The organism is Actinomadura sp. NPDC048394 (assembly GCF_040651755.1).
GTDB lineage: Bacteria > Actinomycetota > Actinomycetes > Streptosporangiales > Streptosporangiaceae > Spirillospora > Spirillospora montaniterrae.
The window spans coordinates 110141-125498 of record NZ_JBEZJL010000027.1 but is presented as its reverse complement, the minus strand read 5'-3'; the positions used below and the strand labels follow the sequence as shown (position 1 = coordinate 125498).

Here is a 15358-nt window from a genome sequence, read left to right as displayed (position 1 = left end):
CGCCGTCCTCCTTCGGGTCGATGCCGAAGTTGGTCCAGATCTCCCGGCCGCGGATGCGGTCGCGCATCCCGCGGGCCCGGCCGCCCCGCCCTCGTCCCCGCCGGCTCCGACGCCGGCCGCGCAGAAAGAGAACCATGCAGGTCTTCCTTCAGACACTGATAGGCGGACTGAGCCTCGGCGCGATCTACGCCCTGGTGGCGATGGGATTCTCCCTCGTCTACCGCACCATGGGCCTGGTCAACTTCGCGCACGCCGACGTGCTCATGATCGGCGCCTACGCCGCGTCCACGTTCTACATGTCGACCAAGCTGCCGTTCGCCCTGGCCATGGTGCTGGCCATCGCGGTGACCGGCCTCATCGGGCTGTTCATCGAGCGGGTGCTGCGCCCGCTGGAGAACAAGGACTTCACCCTGATGCTGATCGGCACGATCGGCTTCGGGATGGTGCTGCAGGCCGTCGCCGTCCTCATCTGGGGCGCGACCGGACGGGCCGTCCGGACCCCGGTCGGCGGCGCCCCGCTGGAGTTTTTCGGGCTCCGCGTCCGCACCTACGACCTCGTCGTGCTGGCGATCGCCGCGGTGGCGGTGTTCCTGCTCGTCGCGTTCCTGCAGCGCACCAAGATGGGCGCCGCGATGCAGGCGGTCGCGATGGACCACGAGGCCGCCACCGCGGTCGGCATCCACGTCGGCCGCAGCAACGCGATCGCGTTCGCGATCGGCGCCGGGCTCGCCGCGCTCGCCGGCGGGCTCGTCGGCCCGCTGCTGTACGTGAACCCGACGATGGGCGGCACCATCGGCATCAAGGGGTTCGCGGCGGCGATGCTCGGCGGCTGCGGCAACATCCCCGGCGCCATCGCCGGCGGCTTCGCGATCGGGGTGCTCGACTCCTTCGCCGCCGGCCACTTCCAGGGCTACTCCGAACTCGTGGTGTTCCTGGTCTTCACGGTGGCCATCATGATCCGCCCGACCGGCCTGTTCGGCGAGACGACGGTGAGCCGCGCATGAACGCCCTCCTCAGGAACCGGTACACGCCGAAGCTCGGGACGCTCGTGGCGTTCGCCGTCATCGCCTGGCTGCTGCCGTACACGGTCGGCAGCTACGCCATCCACGTCGTCGACATCGCGCTCGTGTTCGCGCTGCTGGCGATCGGCATGGGGCTCGCGATGGGCATAGCCGGGCAGATCAACCTGGCGCAGATCGCCTTCTTCGGCGTCAGCGCCTACGCGACCGCGATCCTCACCACCCACAACGGGCTCGGGTTCTGGCCCGCCGCCGCTCTGGCGCTGATCGCTTCCGCGCTGATCGGGTTGCTGGTCGGCATCCCGGCGCTGCGGATGCAGTCGCACTACCTCGGGATCGTCACGCTGGGCCTCGCGCTCGGCTTCATCAACTGGACCACCAACGCCGAGATCGCGGGCGGCGCCGAGGGCATCTCGGCGATCCCCGTCCCGCCGATGTTCGGCGTCGACCTGTCCAGCGAGTACCTGTACTACTACCTCGAAGTCGTCGTGTTCGCGCTCGCGCTGGCGTTCGGCCTGTTCGTGGTGCGCACCGGGCTCGGCCGCCGGATGATGGCGATGCGGGACGACCCGCTCGCCGCGGGCGCGGTCGGCGCGGAGATCCCGCTGCTGCGGATGACGGCGTTCATGCTGTCGAGCGTGTTCGGCGGCCTCGCCGGCGTCCTGTACGCGGGCCTGATCCGCTACATCGCGCCCGACACCTTCAACATCGCCAACATGTTCCTGCTGCTGGCGATGGTCGTGATCGGCGGTCGGCAGAGCCTCGTCGGCTGCGTCGTCGGCGCGGTCGGCCTGACGCTGATCCGCGAGAAGCTCGTGGACCACCCCACCTACGCCCAGCTCGGCTTCGGCGTCGTCGTGGTCCTCATGGTGGTGTTCGCGCCCACCGGGCTCGCCGGCGTCCCCGCCCGGCTGAAGGCCGTGCTGGACCGGCGGCTCGGCAGGACGGCGGAACGGTCCGTCCTGCGGCCGTTCGAGCCGTACGAGGCCGCCGCCCATGCCGGGGAAGAAGCCGCGGCCGGCGGATCGCGGCCGATGCTGGAGATCGACGGCATCGCCAAGCAGTTCCGCGGGCTCAAGGCGCTGAAGGACGTCTCCCTCACCGTCGAGCGCGGCGAGATCCGCGGCATCGTCGGGCCGAACGGCTCGGGGAAGACGACCCTGTTCAACGTCGTCAGCGGGTTCTACCGGCCGTCCGGCGGGCGCGTCCTGGTGGACGGGCAGGTCGTCTCCGGATCCCGCCCGTACCGGCTCTCGCGGCTCGGGCTCGCCCGCACGTTCCAGAACCTGCGGCTGTTCGGGGAGCTGAGCGTCCGGGACAACCTGCTGGTCGCGCTCGACCGGTCCCGCACGTACGCGATCTGGAGATACGCGCTGTGGCCCGTCGGGATCTGGCGGCAGGAGCGCCGCCTGCACCGCCGCGCCGACGACCTGCTCCGCCGCTTCGGGCTGGCGGAGTTCGCCGCGGCGGCGCCCGGCGCGCTGCCCTACGGCATCCAGCGCCGGATCGAGATCGCCCGGGCGATGGCCGGGGCGCCGCGCCTGCTGCTGCTCGACGAGCCCGCCGCCGGGCTCAACGGCGAGGAGGTGCGCCAGCTCGCGGAGATCGTCCGCTCCATCCGCGACAGCGGCGTCACCGTCGTGCTCATCGAGCACAACATGGGCCTGGTGATGTCGCTGTGCGAGCGGGTGACCGTCCTCGCCGGCGGATCGGTGATCGCCGAGGGCACCCCCGCCGAGGTCGTCGCGGACCACGCGGTCATCGAGGCCTACCTCGGCGACTCCGCGATGGCGGACATGCCGCTGCCGAACAGCACCGAGGTGACCTCATGAACGCGGGCACGGCCGCCAAGGGCGGCGAGAAGGCCGGGACCGGGACGGCCCCGGAGGCGGCGACGCTGACGGTGGAGGACCTGTCCGTCCACTACGGCGGGGTCTGCGCCGTCAACTCGATCGGCTTCACGGTCGAGCCCGGCCAGTCGGTCGGGATCATCGGCGCGAACGGGGCGGGCAAGACCTCCACGCTCAAGGCGCTGATGGGACTCGTCCCGCGCAGCGGAGGGCGCGTCACGTTCGGCGGCACGGACCTCACCAGGGTCAAGGCGCGCGACATCGTCCGGCACGGCATCGGCTACGTCCCCGAGGGCCGGCACGTCTTCCCCGGCCTCACCGTCGAGAAGAACCTGATGCTCGGCGCGTACGCCCGCCCGTGGCGGGGCGCGGAGACGAAGGAGTCCCTCGCCGAGGTGTACGAGCTGTTCCCGGTGCTGGGGGAGATGCGGTCGCGGCTCGCGGGCGCGCTGTCCGGCGGCCAGCAGCAGATGCTGGCGGTCGGCCGGGCGCTGATGGCCCGGCCCCGGCTGATCCTGCTGGACGAGCCGTCCATGGGGCTGTCGCCCAAGCTCGTCGAGGACATCCTCGCGGTGCTGGTGCGGCTGCGCGAGGAGGGCCTCAGCCTGCTGCTGGTCGAGCAGAACGCCAAGCTGACGTTCGAGGCGACCAGCGACTGCGTCGTGATGGAGAACGGCGAGGTCGCGATGGTCGGCACGTCCCGCGAGCTGCGCGACGACGTCCAGGTCCGCCGCATCTACCTGGGCCTCTAGGTGCACCGTCGCCGGGCTCGTCCGGGAGATCCGGTCCGAGCCCGGCCTGGGGACGGGGCGGCGCGCCGCGCGTCAGCGGCAGAAGGGCTTCATGCCCATCGCGGACTCGATGCCGTTCAGCACCAGGCTCTGGAACTGCTTCGCCCCGGCGAAGCCCGTGCCGTCGTCGGTGAACGCCTTGGCGTCGTGCCCGAGCGTGGTCAGCCACGCGCGGCCGCCGTCGTAGTACTGGCACCAGGCGACGGGGTGGAAGGAGCCGTGCCCCGGATGGTTCATGTTGCCGGTGACGCCCTCGGTGAGGGTCTTCTCGTCCACGGTCGCGAGGAACCGCACCTCGCTCGGGAACGGGACGAGGTTGTACCACTCGTCGCTGAAGTCCCACCGGGACGGCAGCCCGGCGGTGGAGGCGTCCTTGCGGTCGACGGTCTGGACGGTCCCGGGCTGCGCGTGCCCGTGGTCGTAGAAGTTGGCTCCGCCGAGGAGCCCCTCGTACCAGGGCCAGTTGTACTCGGTGCCGAACGCGTTGTGGATGCCGACGAACCCGCCGCCGCCGCGGATGTACTGCCGCAGCGAGGTCTGCGCCGCGTCGTCGAGGGTGTCGCGGGTGGTGCTCATGAAGACGACGGCGTTGTAGCGGAACAGCGTCGACGGCGAGGCGAGCTGCGTGACGTCCTCGGTCCAGTCGACGCCGAACCCGTTGTCCTGCCCCATCTTCACCAGGGCCTTCTGGGCCACGTTGGCGTCGGTGAGCGGCGGGTTCATGCCGGGGCCGAGGGCGGGGCCGAGGTTGGCGTGCCGCGGTCCGGCGGTGCGGCTGTAGACGAGGATCTTGTAGCCCTTGGCGGGATCGAAGTTGCCCCAGTCGTGGTAGCAGCGGGGGTCGGTGCCGCGGCAGACGCCGTAGACGGGGTCGCCGAGCTCCTGGGCGCCGGCGTTCTTCGGCTTGGCGAGGGGGCCGGCCGTGGCCGCTCCGCCGGTCAGCGCGGCGGCGGCCAGCACGGCGGCGGTGCCGACGGCGGCCGCGGCGGCGGACAGCACGGGGGACGCGGGTCTCTTCATGGGGTGGGTTCCTTTCCGCCAGGCTCACTCACTGGTCCATCTAGTGGATCAATTGAACCGTCTAGAGGTTCTAGGACGATCTCATGCGGATCGGCCGTCGGCAATACCCCAGGTGCGGACCGCTCGGGCCGGACCGCGAGAAGCCCTTCTGTCATGACTGGTGAAATTACCGATGTGCGGGAGCCGTTCGAGATGCAGGCTATTGCCAGGGCCGCCGAAGCGGCTTACCGTGTCGTCCGTCGATCGGACCTATGAGTCCGTCTGGTGGACCACGGAATGGGAGAGAGCATGGATCGACGGAACTTCCTGACCGGGGCGGCCGCGGTCGTCGGCGGCACCGTGGCCTTCACGCCGCTGCGCACCCCGGCGGCGAACGCCGAGGCAGCCTCGTCCCGCCTCGCCCTGCCCGTCCCGCCGCAGCCGACCGCCTTCGGCGCCACCGGCCGCGACTTCCCCAAGGTCTGCGGGAACTACGGCAACCAGAACCACTCCACGCTCCGCCGGATCGACCGCGGCAACGTCCGGCACCTCGGCGGCGCCTGGCACGTCAACCTCGAAGGCGGCAGCACGTCGGCGCGCTCGCAGCAGAGCACGATCGTCGCCCAGGACGGCGTGCTGTACGTCCAGACCGGCCAGCAGAACGTGTTCGCCGTCGACGGCCGCACCGGCGAGGTCAAGTGGAAGACCAACGTCGGCTCGCAGCAGACCAACATGCGCGGCGTCGGCCTGGGGGAGGGGCTGGTCTTCACCACGTCCGGCTCCAACATCGTCTACGCGCTCGACCAGAAGACCGGCGCCGTCGTGTGGCAGCGCGAGCTGCTCGTCGCCGGCGAGGGCGACCCGAACTGCGACCCGCAGGAAGGGCAGTGCGGCGGCAACCGCGGCGGCCTCGCCGGCGCGATCGTCTACTTCGACGGCCTCATCTACGTCGGCACCGAGGGCAGCACCGCCGGCGCCCGCGGCCGCGCCTACGCGCTCAACGCCCGCACCGGCGAGATCGCCTGGACGTTCTGGGGCCCGCCCGGACCGGGCGAGTTCGGCAACGACACCTGGGAGGGCGACACCTGGAAGACCGGCGGCGTCGTCTGCTGGATCCACCCGGCGATCGACCCCGAGCTCGGCCTCGTCTACTGGACGTTCGGCAACCCCTATCCCCGCACGAACGGCTCGACCCGCGGCGGGACGAACCTGTTCGCCAACTGCCTGGTCGCCATCGACGCCAAGACCGGCGAGCGGCGCTGGCACTTCCAGTCCGTCCACCACGACATCTGGGACTTCGACAACGTCATGGCGCCGGTGCTGGCCGACGTGCAGATCGGCCACCGCAAGCGCAAGGTCGTCGTGTACGGCAGCAAGGTCGGGATGTTCTATATCCTCGACCGCGAGACAGGAAAGGGCGTGCACGGCATCACCGAGCGGCCCGTCCCGCAGGAGCCGCGGCAGAAGACCTGGCCGACGCAGCCGTTCCCGGGCGGCGAGCCGTTCGTCCACCAGTCGCCGAGCTTCCACGACACGACCAGGCCCGTCCCGTACTACCCGACCGGCGAGATCTTCACGCCGTTCTGGGACGACGCGACGATCCTGTTCCCCGGCGCCGGCGGCGGCGCGGACTGGTCGTACATGTCATTCAGCCCGCACACCGGGTTCGTCTACGTCGGGTACGGGCTCGTCAACTCCTCCTACTCCAACACCAACGGCGGACGCGTCAACACCGCGCGGCCGCTCGGCGAGTACTTCTCCGGCGGCATCGTCGCCGTGGACCCCCGCACCAACAAGCCCGTGTGGCGGAAAGAGGGGGAGTGGTCCCTCGCCCACGGCAACGGGATCCTCACGACCGCCGGACGCGTCATGTTCCAGGGCGGCCCGGACGGCGTGCTCCACGCGATGGACGACGCCACCGGCCGCGACCTGTGGAGCTGGCAGTGCGGCGCCGGCGTCCACACCAGCCCGGTCAGCTACGAGATCGACGGCGAGCAGTACATCGCGGTCTTCGCCGGCGGCAGCTGGCTGCCCTACCCCGACATCCCCAAGGGCGACCACCTGTGGGCGTTCAAGCTGAACGGGAAGGTCGGCCCGGCGCCCGCGCCGACCCCGCCGTCCAAGCGCAACCAGATCCGCACCGCGGCCGTCGCCGGGGCGGACGCGGACAACACCGTCACGCTCGGCCGGATCTGGGACTCGGCGGCGGGCGCGCCCGGCGACGAGGAGAACACGGTCGCGCAGAACGCGATGTCGCCGCAGAACATGACCGTCCCCGTCGGCACCGAGGTCACGTTCGTCAACCCGGCCGGGAACGAGCACTCGCACGGCGCCGCGTCGTTCTTCGAGCACGTGTTCAACTCCGGGCGGCTCAAGCCCGGCGAGTCCTACACGCACACCTTCACCAAGCGCGGCGAGTACTTCTACAACGACCCGGTCTTCCCGCAGAGCACCGGGAAGATCGTCGTCCAGTGACCCCCGGGCCGGCGGGCCCGGGCCGCACAGATCCCCCCACGGAAGGGAAGCACCAGAGATGACCCAGCACCTCCCCGACGCCCAGACCGCCCACACCGACCTCGCCGACGGCCAGGCGCAGGGCGCGGCCGACCAGCGGGCCGCCTCCTGGTCCACGCCCGACTACCAGGTGGTCGAGACCTCCCTGGAGGTCACGGCCTACTTCGGCGTCGAGATCTGATCCCGGTCCGATGAGGGTGCGCGTTCTCGGCACCGCCGCGGGCGGCGGCGTCCCCCAGTGGAACTGCGCGTGCCACGGGTGCGCCGCCGCCCGCGCGCACCCGTCGTGGCGCCGGCTGCACGCGTCGATCGCGATCGAGGCGTCCCCGGGACGCTGGTACGTGGTCAACGCGACGCCGGACATCGCGGAGCAGATCGAGGCGAACCCGGACCTGCACCCGGGTCCGGAGCGGCGCCGCACCCCGGTCGCGGGCGTGGTCCTGACCGATGCTGAGCTCGACCACACGCTCGGGCTGCCCCGGCTGCGGGAGGCGCGGGACCTGCACGTCGTCGCGACCGGCACCGTCCGCGACGCACTGGCGCGCGGGCTGCGGATGGACCGCGTCCTCGCCCCGTACACCGCGCTGACCTGGTCGAATCTCCCTGAGGACGGGCCCGTCCCGCTGGACGGCGCCGGAGGCGTGGAGATCCGGGCGGTCAGGGTCTCGGGCAAGCGTCCGCGGTACGCCGCCGATCTCGACCTGCCGGACGGGGCGTGGTCGGTGGCGCTGCACGTCACCGACCGGGTCAGTGGCGCGAGCCTCGTCTACGCGCCGGCGCTCGCCGGCTGGCCGTCCGGACTCGGCCGGGTCCTGTTCGCCGCGGACTGCGTCATCGTCGACGGCACGTTCTGGGACGACGACGAGCCGCGCCGCTCCGGCTTCACCGGACGGACCGCCACCGCGATGGGCCACCTGCCGATCGGCGGCCCGAACGGCACGGCCGGACGGCTCGCGGCGCTGCCCGCCGCGCGGCGCCTCTACACGCACCTCAACAACACCAACCCCCTCGTCGACCCCGGCCACGACGGCCACCGCACCCTCGCCGGAATGGGGATCGAGGTCGCATCGGAAGGCCAGGTGATCGACCTGTGAGCACCACGACGGACGCCCCGCGCCGTCCCGCCCGCCCGCTGCCGTGGACGCCCGGCGAGGTGGAGCGCCGGCTCCGCGAGATCGCCGCCGAGCGCTACCACCACCGGCACCCGTTCAACCTGCGCATGCACGACGGGCTGCTGACGCCGGAGGAGCTGCGCTGCTGGGTGCTGAACCGCTTCCACTACCAGCGGCACATCCCGATCAAGGACGCGCTCATCCTCGCCAAGCTCGACGACCGGGACCTGCGGCGCAGCTGGATCCGGCGCATCCACGACCACGACGGCCGCGACGGCGACGGCTCGGGCGGCGGGGACGACGGCGAGCGGGGCGACGCGGGCGGCATCGAGCGGTGGCTGCGCCTCGGTGAGGCCGCCGGCCTGGACCGGATGCTGCTGCTCTCGGGGGAGGGCGTCCTGCCCGGCGTCCGGTTCGCGGTCGAGGGCTACGTGAACTTCTGCCGCCTCGCCACGCCCCTCGAAGCTATCGCCTCGTCGCTGACCGAGCTGTTCGCGCCGGACCTGATGGTCACGCGGATCGGCGCGTGGGAACGCCACTACCCCTGGATCGAGCCGGAAGGGCTGCGCTACTTCCAGGTCCGCGTGCAGCAGGGCCGCCGGGACGCCGAAGAGGCCCTCGCCCTGGTGCACCGGTGGGCCGAGACGCGCGCCGACCAAGAACGGGTGCTGGCCGCGTTCACCTACAAGTGCGACGTGCTCTGGTCCCTGCTGGACGCCGTCGAGCACGCCACGGCCACGGGGAGCGCCGATGCCGGCTGAACCCGCACCGGCGATGGCGGCGGTCACGGACGACACGCGGCCCGCGCTCGCCCGCTCCGTCCTGCTCCGCTACGACCGCGTCCGCCGCGCCGAGCTGCTGCTGATGCCGGAACGGGCCGTCCTGCTCAGCCCGGAGGCCGGACGCATCCTGCGGCTCTGCGACGGGCGGCGCACCGTCGCCGGCATCATCGCCGCGCTCGCCGCCGACCACCCGGACGCCCCGCTCGACCGGGACGTCCCCGAGTTCATCGACAGAGTCCGCGCCGAGGGATGGCTGCAATGACCGAGCCCGCCGCGCCGTGGGCGCTGCTCGCCGAACTGACCCATGCGTGCCCGCTGCACTGCCCGTACTGCTCCAACCCGCTCGAACTCGTCCGCCGCAGTACCGAGCTGGCAGCGGACGAGTGGGCGCGGGTGTTCGCCGAGGCCGCCGACCTCGGCATCGTCCAGGCGCACATCTCAGGTGGCGAGCCGCTGCTGCGCCCCGACCTGGAACAGATCGTGGCGGCGGCGCGCCACGCCGGCGTCTACACCCAGCTCGTCACCAGCGGCCTCGGCCTCACCGCCGGCCGGCTGGACGCGCTGGCCGGCGCCGGGATCGACAGCGTGCAGCTGTCGGTCCAGGACGCCGACCGGGCGAACTCCGACCTCATCGCCGGACGCGCCTCCTACGCGGCGAAGGAGCGCGCCGCGGGCGTGATCCGCGCCGCCGGGCTGCCTTTCGGGCTCAACGTCGTCCTGCACCGGCACAACCTCGACCGCCTGCCCGAGATCATCGCCATGGGCGAACGCTGGGGAGCCGACCGCATCGAACTCGCCAACGCCCAGTTCTACGGCTGGGCCCTCCGCAACCGGGACGTCCTGCTCCCCACCAGGGAACAGCTCGACTCCGCCAAGGAGGCGGTCGCCGCCCATCGCGCGAAGTCCCGGGGCCCGGAACTGGTGTGGGTGCTTCCCGACTACTACGAGGGCGTGCCGAAACCGTGCATGGGCGGCTGGGGCGCCCGTTCCATCACCGTGGCGCCCGACGGGACGGCACTGCCGTGCCCGGCCGCCTACGCGATCGCCGATCTGCGTCCCCCGAACGTGCGCGACCATCCGCTGTCCTGGATCTGGCGCAGCTCCGACGCCTTCAACGCCTACCGCGGCACCGCGTGGATGAGCGGCCCGTGCGGCGAGTGCCCGCGCCGCGAGACCGACTTCGGCGGCTGCCGCTGCCAGGCGTACGCGCTGACCGGCGACGCCTCCCGCACGGACCCGGCCTGCGCCCTGTCGCCCGACCACCACCTCGTCCGCGACCGCGCCGTCCTCGCCGGAACGGAGGACGGCGCCGCGCCGGGCTTCGTCTACCGGCGCCCCGCCAACGCCCGCGGCTAGGAGCCGCCGCGGCCGAGCGTCCTGCGCCCGGCGCCGGTCAGGTACGCCACGACCATCTCGCCGATCATCTCGCGGTGCCGCTCCCGGTGCTCCGGAGCCGTCATGTCCCGCCCGAACAGCGCGCCGAACGTGTGCTGGTTCGCGATCCGGAAGAAGCAGAACGAGCTGATCATCATGTGCACGTCGATCGCGTCCGCCTCGGCGACGAAGTCCCCGGCGGCGCGGCCGGCGTCGAGGATCTGCGAGATCAGCTCCGCGACCGGGCCGCTGAGGTTCGGCAGCGCCTCCGACTTGCGCAGGTGCTCGGCCTGGTGGATGTTCTCGATGCTGACCAGCTTGATGAAGTCCGGATGCGCCTCGTGGTGGTCGAACGTCAGCTCGGCCAGCGTGCGGATCGCCTCCACCGGCGCCAGGTGCTGCACGTCGATCGTCGACTCCAGCTTGCGGACCTCGCCGTACGCCTTCTCCAGCACCGCGACGTACAGCTTCTCCTTGCCGCCGAAGTAGTAGTAGATCATCCGCTTGGTGGTGCGCATGAGCGCCGCCATGTCGTCCACCCGGGCGCCGGCGTACCCGTGCCGCGCGAACTCCCGCTGCGCGACCTCCAGGATCTCCGCGCGGGTGCGGTCGGCGTCGCGCTGGCGCTCTCCCGAGGCGGGTGTGACGGAGTGCGACGGCATGTGACTCCATGAGAGGGGTGCGGACGAGGACACATCCTATGGTGCTCCGGGCGCCCGCCCCGCTCGCTGACCACCAGTGGTCCCGAGGCGGCGCCCGCCCGGGCTAGCCCGCGCGCAGGCGCGGCCGGGCGTGCTGCGCGGCGAGCCGCACCGGCGCGTTGACGGCGCCGTACCCGCGGTAGCCGCCGATCCGCTGGACGATCTCGAAGAAGACCCGTCCGGTCGTCTCGGTGTAGAAGTGCAGGAACTCGCCGTGCTCGTCCCGGTCGTACAGCAGGCCCAGCTCGCGGAGGAGCCGGTGCCGGTCCGCGCCGAGGTCGTGGCGGGCTTCGAGGTCGTCGTAGTAGTTCGCGGGGATCGCGAGCGCCGGGGCGCCGGCCGCGCGGAACCGGCGCGCGGTCGCCACGATGTCGCCGCTGGCCAGCGCGATGTGCTGCCACGCCGTGTCGTGCGACCCGTCGTGCGCGCCGACGTGGGCGACGTTGAGCGCGACGCGGACGCCGCCGTCCTCGGTGGACACGGCCCGGCTGCGCATGAGCCCGTAGGGGTCCGGCAGTTCGAGGCTCTCGTGCGGGCGGAGCCCGAGGACGCTCCGGTAGAACAGCGACGCCTCGTCGAAGTGATGCCACGGCTGGGTCAGCGCCACGTGGTCGATGTGCGTGATCTCGCCGGGCACCGGCGCGGGGCCGCGCCGGTCCGCGGAGAAGTCGTCGGTCCAGCTCGGATGGTCGGGGCGCGCCGTCCGGCAGAAGAACACCTCGGTCCCGTCCGGCGCGGCGACCGCGTCGAGCGGGGCGTCGTGCGGCCCCCGCATCCGCGGCAGGACGGGGGAGAGCAGCGCCTCGGCGCGCTTGACCGACGCGGCCGGGTCCGGCGACTCCAGCCCGATCGCGCCGAGCGCCGGGCCGTCCGGGCTCTCCGCGCTCCCGCTGTTCACCAGCACCCGCGCGGAACCCTGCTCCCACAGCTCCACCGGCTTTCCGGCGTGCACGCCGGTGCGGACGAACCCGAGCGCCTCCAGCAGGTTCCCGAGCGGGGCGGTGGACGGCGCCGCCAGCTCGGCGAACGCGAACCCGGTCGGCACGACCGGGCGCGGCGGCGACGTCAGCCCCGCGACCGGGCCGCCCATGCGCAGGCCGACCTGCTCCTCCAGCGCGATGAGGGAGCGCATCGCGTCCTGCGCCGTCCGCATGGACGCCGCCTGCCGGAAGATGTCGTTGAACACCTCCAGCGACAAGGGGCCGTCGTACCCGGTCCGCAGGACGTCCGCGACGAGGCCCGCCACGTCCATGTCGCCCTGGCCGGGGAAGCAGCGGTAATGGCGGCTCCAATAGAGCACGTCCATCGGAAGGGACGGGGCGTCGGCGAGCTGCAGGAAGAAGATCTTGTCGCCGGGAATGGCGCGGATCGCGTACGGGTCGACGTCCCGGGCCGCGATGTGGAAGCTGTCCAGGCACAGCCCGAGCGCGGGATGGTCGGCCATGCGGACGATCCGCCAGGCGTGCGCGTAGTCGCCGACGTGCCGTCCCCAGGCGAGCGCCTCGTAGGCGATCCTGATCCCGTGCTCGGCCGCGCGCTCCGCGAGCAGCCGCAGCTGCTCGGCGGCGAGCGCGTCGTCGTCGATCGCGGCCGGGGACACGTTCGAGCACACCAGCATCAGCTTCGCGCCGAGCCGTTCCATCACCGCGAACTTGTGCTCCGCGCGGCGCAGCGAACCGGCGAGCAAGTCCGGCGGCACGGCCTCGAAGTCGCGGAAGGGCTGGTACAGCTCGACGGCCAGCCCGAGGTCCGCCGCGCGGTCCCGCACGTCCTCGGGGGACATGTCGCTGGCGAGCAGGTCGTTCTCGAAGATCTCCACGCCGTCGAAGCCGGCGCCGCCGATCGCGGTCAGCTTGTCCGCCAGCGAGCCGCTGAGCGACACCGTCGCGATTGACCTGCGCATGGCGCGATACGCCCCCTCTTTATGGACGAACTAGTACGTTAGCGTAGCAGGGCGCCGGATCACCGGCCGTTCCCGATTCGCGCCTTGACCTTCGAGCCGGGTCGAAGGTCTACCGTCCGGGTGTGACGACGATGCGGATCTCCCAGCTCGCCGAGCGCTCCGGCGTCCCGGCCACCACCCTGCGGTTCTACGAGACCGCCGGCCTGCTGCGGCCCGACCGGTCCCCGTCCGGGTACCGGCTCTACGGCGAGGACGCGGTGGAGCGCCTGGCGTTCATCCGCGCCGCCAAGAATCTGGGGCTGCCCCTGGAAGAGGTGTCGGAACTGCTCGCGGTCTGGGAGTCGGGCGCGTGCGCGGACGTGAAGGCCGATCTCCGCCCGCGCATAGCGGCGCGCGTGGCGGACGCCCGGGCGCGCGCCGCCGAACTGGCGGCGTTCATCGCCGGACTGCAGAACGCCTTGGAGCACCTGGACGAACTGCCCGACCGGACGGGTCCCTGCGACCACGAGTGCGGATTCCCCGGCGAACGCTGGCGGTCCGCTCCAGTGGCGTGCTCCCTGGAAGGCGACGCGCTCGGCGAGCGCACCGCGCAATGGCGGCATCTGGTCGGTGACGCCGCGAGCCGCGGGATCGAGGACGGGGTGCGGCTCACCGTGCCCGCCGACCGCGCCACCGGCATCATGGCGCTCGCCACCGCCGAGCAGAAGTGCTGCCCGTTCTTCGACTTCCGGCTGCACCTCGACGGCTCGGTCCTGCACCTGGAAGTACGCGCGCCTCGCGAGGGCGCCGGAATGCTCGCCGAACTGTTCGGCTCGGCGCCCGGCGGGGATCAGTCGGAGGCGTGACGCGGGGTGCCCGGACGCAGCGTCCGGCAGAGCAGCGAGGCCCCGGCGGCGAGGGCCAGCAGGGTCCCGGCGAACGCGCCCCAGCCGGGCGGCGTGCCGAGCAGCGCGTGGCGCGGGCCGTCCGGGATCTGCTCGGCGAGCACGACCACGGCCATCGCCACGACGAACCAGCCGAAGACGCGGCGCAGCCGGTCCGGTTCGACGCGTCCGGTGAGCCGGGACCCGGCGAGGCTGCCGGCCACGGCGGCACCGGTCACCGCGAGGGTGAGGCGCCAGTCGAGCTGGACGTTCTGCAGGTGTCCCGCCAGGCCGGCGAACGAGTTCGCCGCGATGACGAGGAGCGAGGTGCCGACGGCGGCGGGCAGGGCCAGGCCGCCCAGCAGGACGAGCGCGGGGACGATCAGGAACCCGCCGCCCGCGCCGACCAGGCCCGTGACCAGCCCGACCGCGGCGCCGTTCAGCAGGGTCCGGGCCGCCGGACGGGGACGGGGCGCGCGGTCCGCGGCGCGGGGGCCCTGGCACAGCATCGCGAACGCGGTCAGCGCCATCATGACGCCGAAGCCCGCCAGCAGCAGTCCGGCCGGAACGTAGGTGGCGAGCCGTCCGCCCAGGTAGGCGCCCGCCATACCGGCGGCGCCGAACAGCAGGCCGGTCCGCCATCGCACCCTGCCCGCGCGCGCGTGCGGGAGCACGCTGACCGCGCTGGTCACCCCGACGACGAACAAGGACATGGCGATGGCCGGTTCCGGCGCGGCACCCGCCAGATACACCAGGATCGGGACGGTCAGGATCGACCCGCCGCCTCCGAGCAGGCCCAGGGTGACGCCGACGGCGACCGCCGCGGCGAGGGTGAGCGCGAGGATCATCCGGGATCTCCGTCCCGGACGAGGCGCTCGATGGCGTCCGCGCCGCACGCCGGTCCCCGGTTGAAGGGGAGGCGCGCCAGCAGCATCCCCATCGCGCACGTGTTGGTCAGCGCGGCGATGGTCAGCCCGGCGCCGATCGCGGCGGCCAGCCAGCGCAGGGCGGGCACGGCGAGGCCGCCGAGGACCCCGGCGAGCACGAGCGTGCCCGCGACGAGGCGCACCTGGCGTTCGAGGTCCCAGGCGGCGCGGCCGCGGTTCACCGGGGCCCCCGCCGCCTGCCAGGCGGTGATGCCGCCGTCGAGGACGTGCACGCCGGGCAGCCCGGCCTCGGCCAGGGCGCGCTCGGCCTGCGCCGCGCGGGCGCCGCTGCGGCAGACCAGCACGACGTCGCCGAGACGGCGGCCGAGCTCGTCCCGGTGCTCGCGCAGCAGGTCGAGCGGGACGTTGTCCGAGCCGGGAATGTGCACGGCCGCGAACTCGGCGGGCGTGCGCACGTCCAGCAGCCGCGGCGGTTCGGGGCCGGCCAGGCGCTCGCGCAGCGTCGCGGCGTCGAGCCGGGCGGGGGAGAGGGGCATCTGAGGTCTCCTCGGTGTCGGGCGGTC

Annotated in this window: 15 protein-coding genes; 10 read left to right on the top strand and 5 right to left on the bottom strand. The window is 72.6% G+C overall.

What is annotated here, in order from left to right; translation table 11 throughout:
- The first annotated feature begins 134 nt into the window (after positions 1–134).
- From AB0C78_RS21465 to AB0C78_RS21455, 3 genes are read left to right on the top strand one after another with little or no spacing between them, the layout of a single operon-like run.
- Complete coding sequence (locus AB0C78_RS21465; protein ID WP_151539931.1) at positions 135–1004, top strand: branched-chain amino acid ABC transporter permease; 870 nt, start codon at positions 135–137, stop codon at positions 1002–1004.
- Entirely contained in the window at positions 1001–2851 is a 1851-nt protein-coding gene (locus AB0C78_RS21460; protein WP_360750507.1) for a branched-chain amino acid ABC transporter ATP-binding protein/permease, read from the top strand. Before AB0C78_RS21465 ends, AB0C78_RS21460 begins: the two co-directional genes overlap by 4 nt.
- Entirely contained in the window at positions 2848–3621 is a 774-nt protein-coding gene (locus tag AB0C78_RS21455; RefSeq protein ID WP_360750505.1) for an ABC transporter ATP-binding protein, read from the top strand. Before AB0C78_RS21460 ends, AB0C78_RS21455 begins: the two co-directional genes overlap by 4 nt.
- A 72-nt stretch (positions 3622–3693) precedes the next feature.
- On the opposite strand, the gene AB0C78_RS21450 is transcribed toward AB0C78_RS21455, so the two are convergent.
- Positions 3694–4680, bottom strand: coding sequence for a ThuA domain-containing protein (locus AB0C78_RS21450; protein WP_360750503.1), 987 nt, complete (start codon positions 4678–4680; stop codon positions 3694–3696).
- A 288-nt stretch (positions 4681–4968) separates the two neighbouring features.
- Between AB0C78_RS21450 and AB0C78_RS21445 the strand changes: the two genes are divergently transcribed.
- From AB0C78_RS21445 to pqqE, 6 genes are read left to right on the top strand one after another with little or no spacing between them, the layout of a single operon-like run.
- Positions 4969–7134, top strand: coding sequence for a PQQ-binding-like beta-propeller repeat protein (locus tag AB0C78_RS21445; RefSeq protein WP_360750501.1), 2166 nt, complete (start codon positions 4969–4971; stop codon positions 7132–7134).
- Between the two features lie 58 nt (positions 7135–7192).
- Positions 7193–7354: a pyrroloquinoline quinone precursor peptide PqqA gene (pqqA, locus tag AB0C78_RS21440; RefSeq protein ID WP_360750499.1), complete on the top strand. Its 162-nt coding sequence runs from the start codon at positions 7193–7195 to the stop codon at positions 7352–7354.
- A gap of 10 nt (positions 7355–7364) precedes the next feature.
- Positions 7365–8267 carry a pyrroloquinoline quinone biosynthesis protein PqqB gene (gene pqqB, locus AB0C78_RS21435; RefSeq protein WP_360750497.1) on the top strand — a complete coding sequence of 301 codons (903 nt, stop codon included), beginning with the start codon at positions 7365–7367 and terminating at the stop codon, positions 8265–8267.
- On the top strand, positions 8264–9046 hold the full coding sequence (gene pqqC, locus AB0C78_RS21430; RefSeq protein WP_360750495.1) for a pyrroloquinoline-quinone synthase PqqC: 783 nt from the start codon (positions 8264–8266) through the stop codon (positions 9044–9046). The genes pqqB and pqqC overlap by 4 nt, the downstream gene beginning before the upstream one ends.
- Positions 9036–9329, top strand: coding sequence for a pyrroloquinoline quinone biosynthesis peptide chaperone PqqD (gene pqqD / locus AB0C78_RS21425; protein ID WP_360750493.1), 294 nt, complete (start codon positions 9036–9038; stop codon positions 9327–9329). Before pqqC ends, pqqD begins: the two co-directional genes overlap by 11 nt.
- Positions 9326–10423 (top strand): pyrroloquinoline quinone biosynthesis protein PqqE, encoded by a 1098-nt coding sequence (gene pqqE, locus AB0C78_RS21420; RefSeq protein WP_360750491.1) that lies wholly within the window; start codon positions 9326–9328, stop codon positions 10421–10423. The genes pqqD and pqqE overlap by 4 nt, the downstream gene beginning before the upstream one ends.
- On the opposite strand, the gene AB0C78_RS21415 is transcribed toward pqqE, so the two are convergent.
- Positions 10420–11103 carry a TetR/AcrR family transcriptional regulator gene (locus tag AB0C78_RS21415; RefSeq protein WP_360750489.1) on the bottom strand — a complete coding sequence of 228 codons (684 nt, stop codon included), beginning with the start codon at positions 11101–11103 and terminating at the stop codon, positions 10420–10422. The genes pqqE and AB0C78_RS21415 overlap by 4 nt on opposite strands.
- 103 nt (positions 11104–11206) lie before the next feature.
- Positions 11207–13045, bottom strand: a complete 1839-nt coding sequence (locus tag AB0C78_RS21410) for a TIM barrel protein (RefSeq protein ID WP_360750487.1) — start codon at positions 13043–13045, stop codon at positions 11207–11209.
- A gap of 131 nt (positions 13046–13176) precedes the next feature.
- Between AB0C78_RS21410 and AB0C78_RS21405 the strand changes: the two genes are divergently transcribed.
- Entirely contained in the window at positions 13177–13890 is a 714-nt protein-coding gene (locus AB0C78_RS21405; RefSeq protein ID WP_360750509.1) for a MerR family transcriptional regulator, read from the top strand.
- Here AB0C78_RS21405 and AB0C78_RS21400 read toward each other — a convergent pair.
- Positions 13875–14756 (bottom strand): sulfite exporter TauE/SafE family protein, encoded by an 882-nt coding sequence (locus AB0C78_RS21400; protein ID WP_360750485.1) that lies wholly within the window; start codon positions 14754–14756, stop codon positions 13875–13877. The genes AB0C78_RS21405 and AB0C78_RS21400 overlap by 16 nt on opposite strands.
- Positions 14753–15331 carry a rhodanese-like domain-containing protein gene (locus tag AB0C78_RS21395; protein ID WP_360750483.1) on the bottom strand — a complete coding sequence of 193 codons (579 nt, stop codon included), beginning with the start codon at positions 15329–15331 and terminating at the stop codon, positions 14753–14755. Before AB0C78_RS21395 ends, AB0C78_RS21400 begins: the two co-directional genes overlap by 4 nt.
- Positions 15332–15358: the final 27 nt, after the last annotated feature.

What these genes read in the sequence shown, in the direction of transcription:
- AB0C78_RS21455 (WP_360750505.1), top strand. Translation starts at nt 2,848, where the DNA reads ATGAACGCGGGCACGGCCGCCAAGGGCGGCGAGAAGGCCGGGACCGGG.
- AB0C78_RS21415 (WP_360750489.1), bottom strand. Translation starts at nt 11,103, where the DNA reads ATGCCGTCGCACTCCGTCACACCCGCCTCGGGAGAGCGCCAGCGCGAC.
- pqqA (WP_360750499.1), top strand. Translation starts at nt 7,193, where the DNA reads ATGACCCAGCACCTCCCCGACGCCCAGACCGCCCACACCGACCTCGCC.
- AB0C78_RS21405 (WP_360750509.1), top strand. Translation starts at nt 13,177, where the DNA reads ATGCGGATCTCCCAGCTCGCCGAGCGCTCCGGCGTCCCGGCCACCACC.
- pqqB (WP_360750497.1), top strand. Translation starts at nt 7,365, where the DNA reads ATGAGGGTGCGCGTTCTCGGCACCGCCGCGGGCGGCGGCGTCCCCCAG.
- AB0C78_RS21450 (WP_360750503.1), bottom strand. Translation starts at nt 4,680, where the DNA reads ATGAAGAGACCCGCGTCCCCCGTGCTGTCCGCCGCCGCGGCCGCCGTC.
- AB0C78_RS21395 (WP_360750483.1), bottom strand. Translation starts at nt 15,331, where the DNA reads ATGCCCCTCTCCCCCGCCCGGCTCGACGCCGCGACGCTGCGCGAGCGC.
- pqqD (WP_360750493.1), top strand. Translation starts at nt 9,036, where the DNA reads ATGCCGGCTGAACCCGCACCGGCGATGGCGGCGGTCACGGACGACACG.
- AB0C78_RS21410 (WP_360750487.1), bottom strand. Translation starts at nt 13,045, where the DNA reads ATGCGCAGGTCAATCGCGACGGTGTCGCTCAGCGGCTCGCTGGCGGAC.
- AB0C78_RS21465 (WP_151539931.1), top strand. Translation starts at nt 135, where the DNA reads ATGCAGGTCTTCCTTCAGACACTGATAGGCGGACTGAGCCTCGGCGCG.
- pqqE (WP_360750491.1), top strand. Translation starts at nt 9,326, where the DNA reads ATGACCGAGCCCGCCGCGCCGTGGGCGCTGCTCGCCGAACTGACCCAT.
- AB0C78_RS21460 (WP_360750507.1), top strand. Translation starts at nt 1,001, where the DNA reads ATGAACGCCCTCCTCAGGAACCGGTACACGCCGAAGCTCGGGACGCTC.
- AB0C78_RS21445 (WP_360750501.1), top strand. Translation starts at nt 4,969, where the DNA reads ATGGATCGACGGAACTTCCTGACCGGGGCGGCCGCGGTCGTCGGCGGC.
- AB0C78_RS21400 (WP_360750485.1), bottom strand. Translation starts at nt 14,756, where the DNA reads ATGATCCTCGCGCTCACCCTCGCCGCGGCGGTCGCCGTCGGCGTCACC.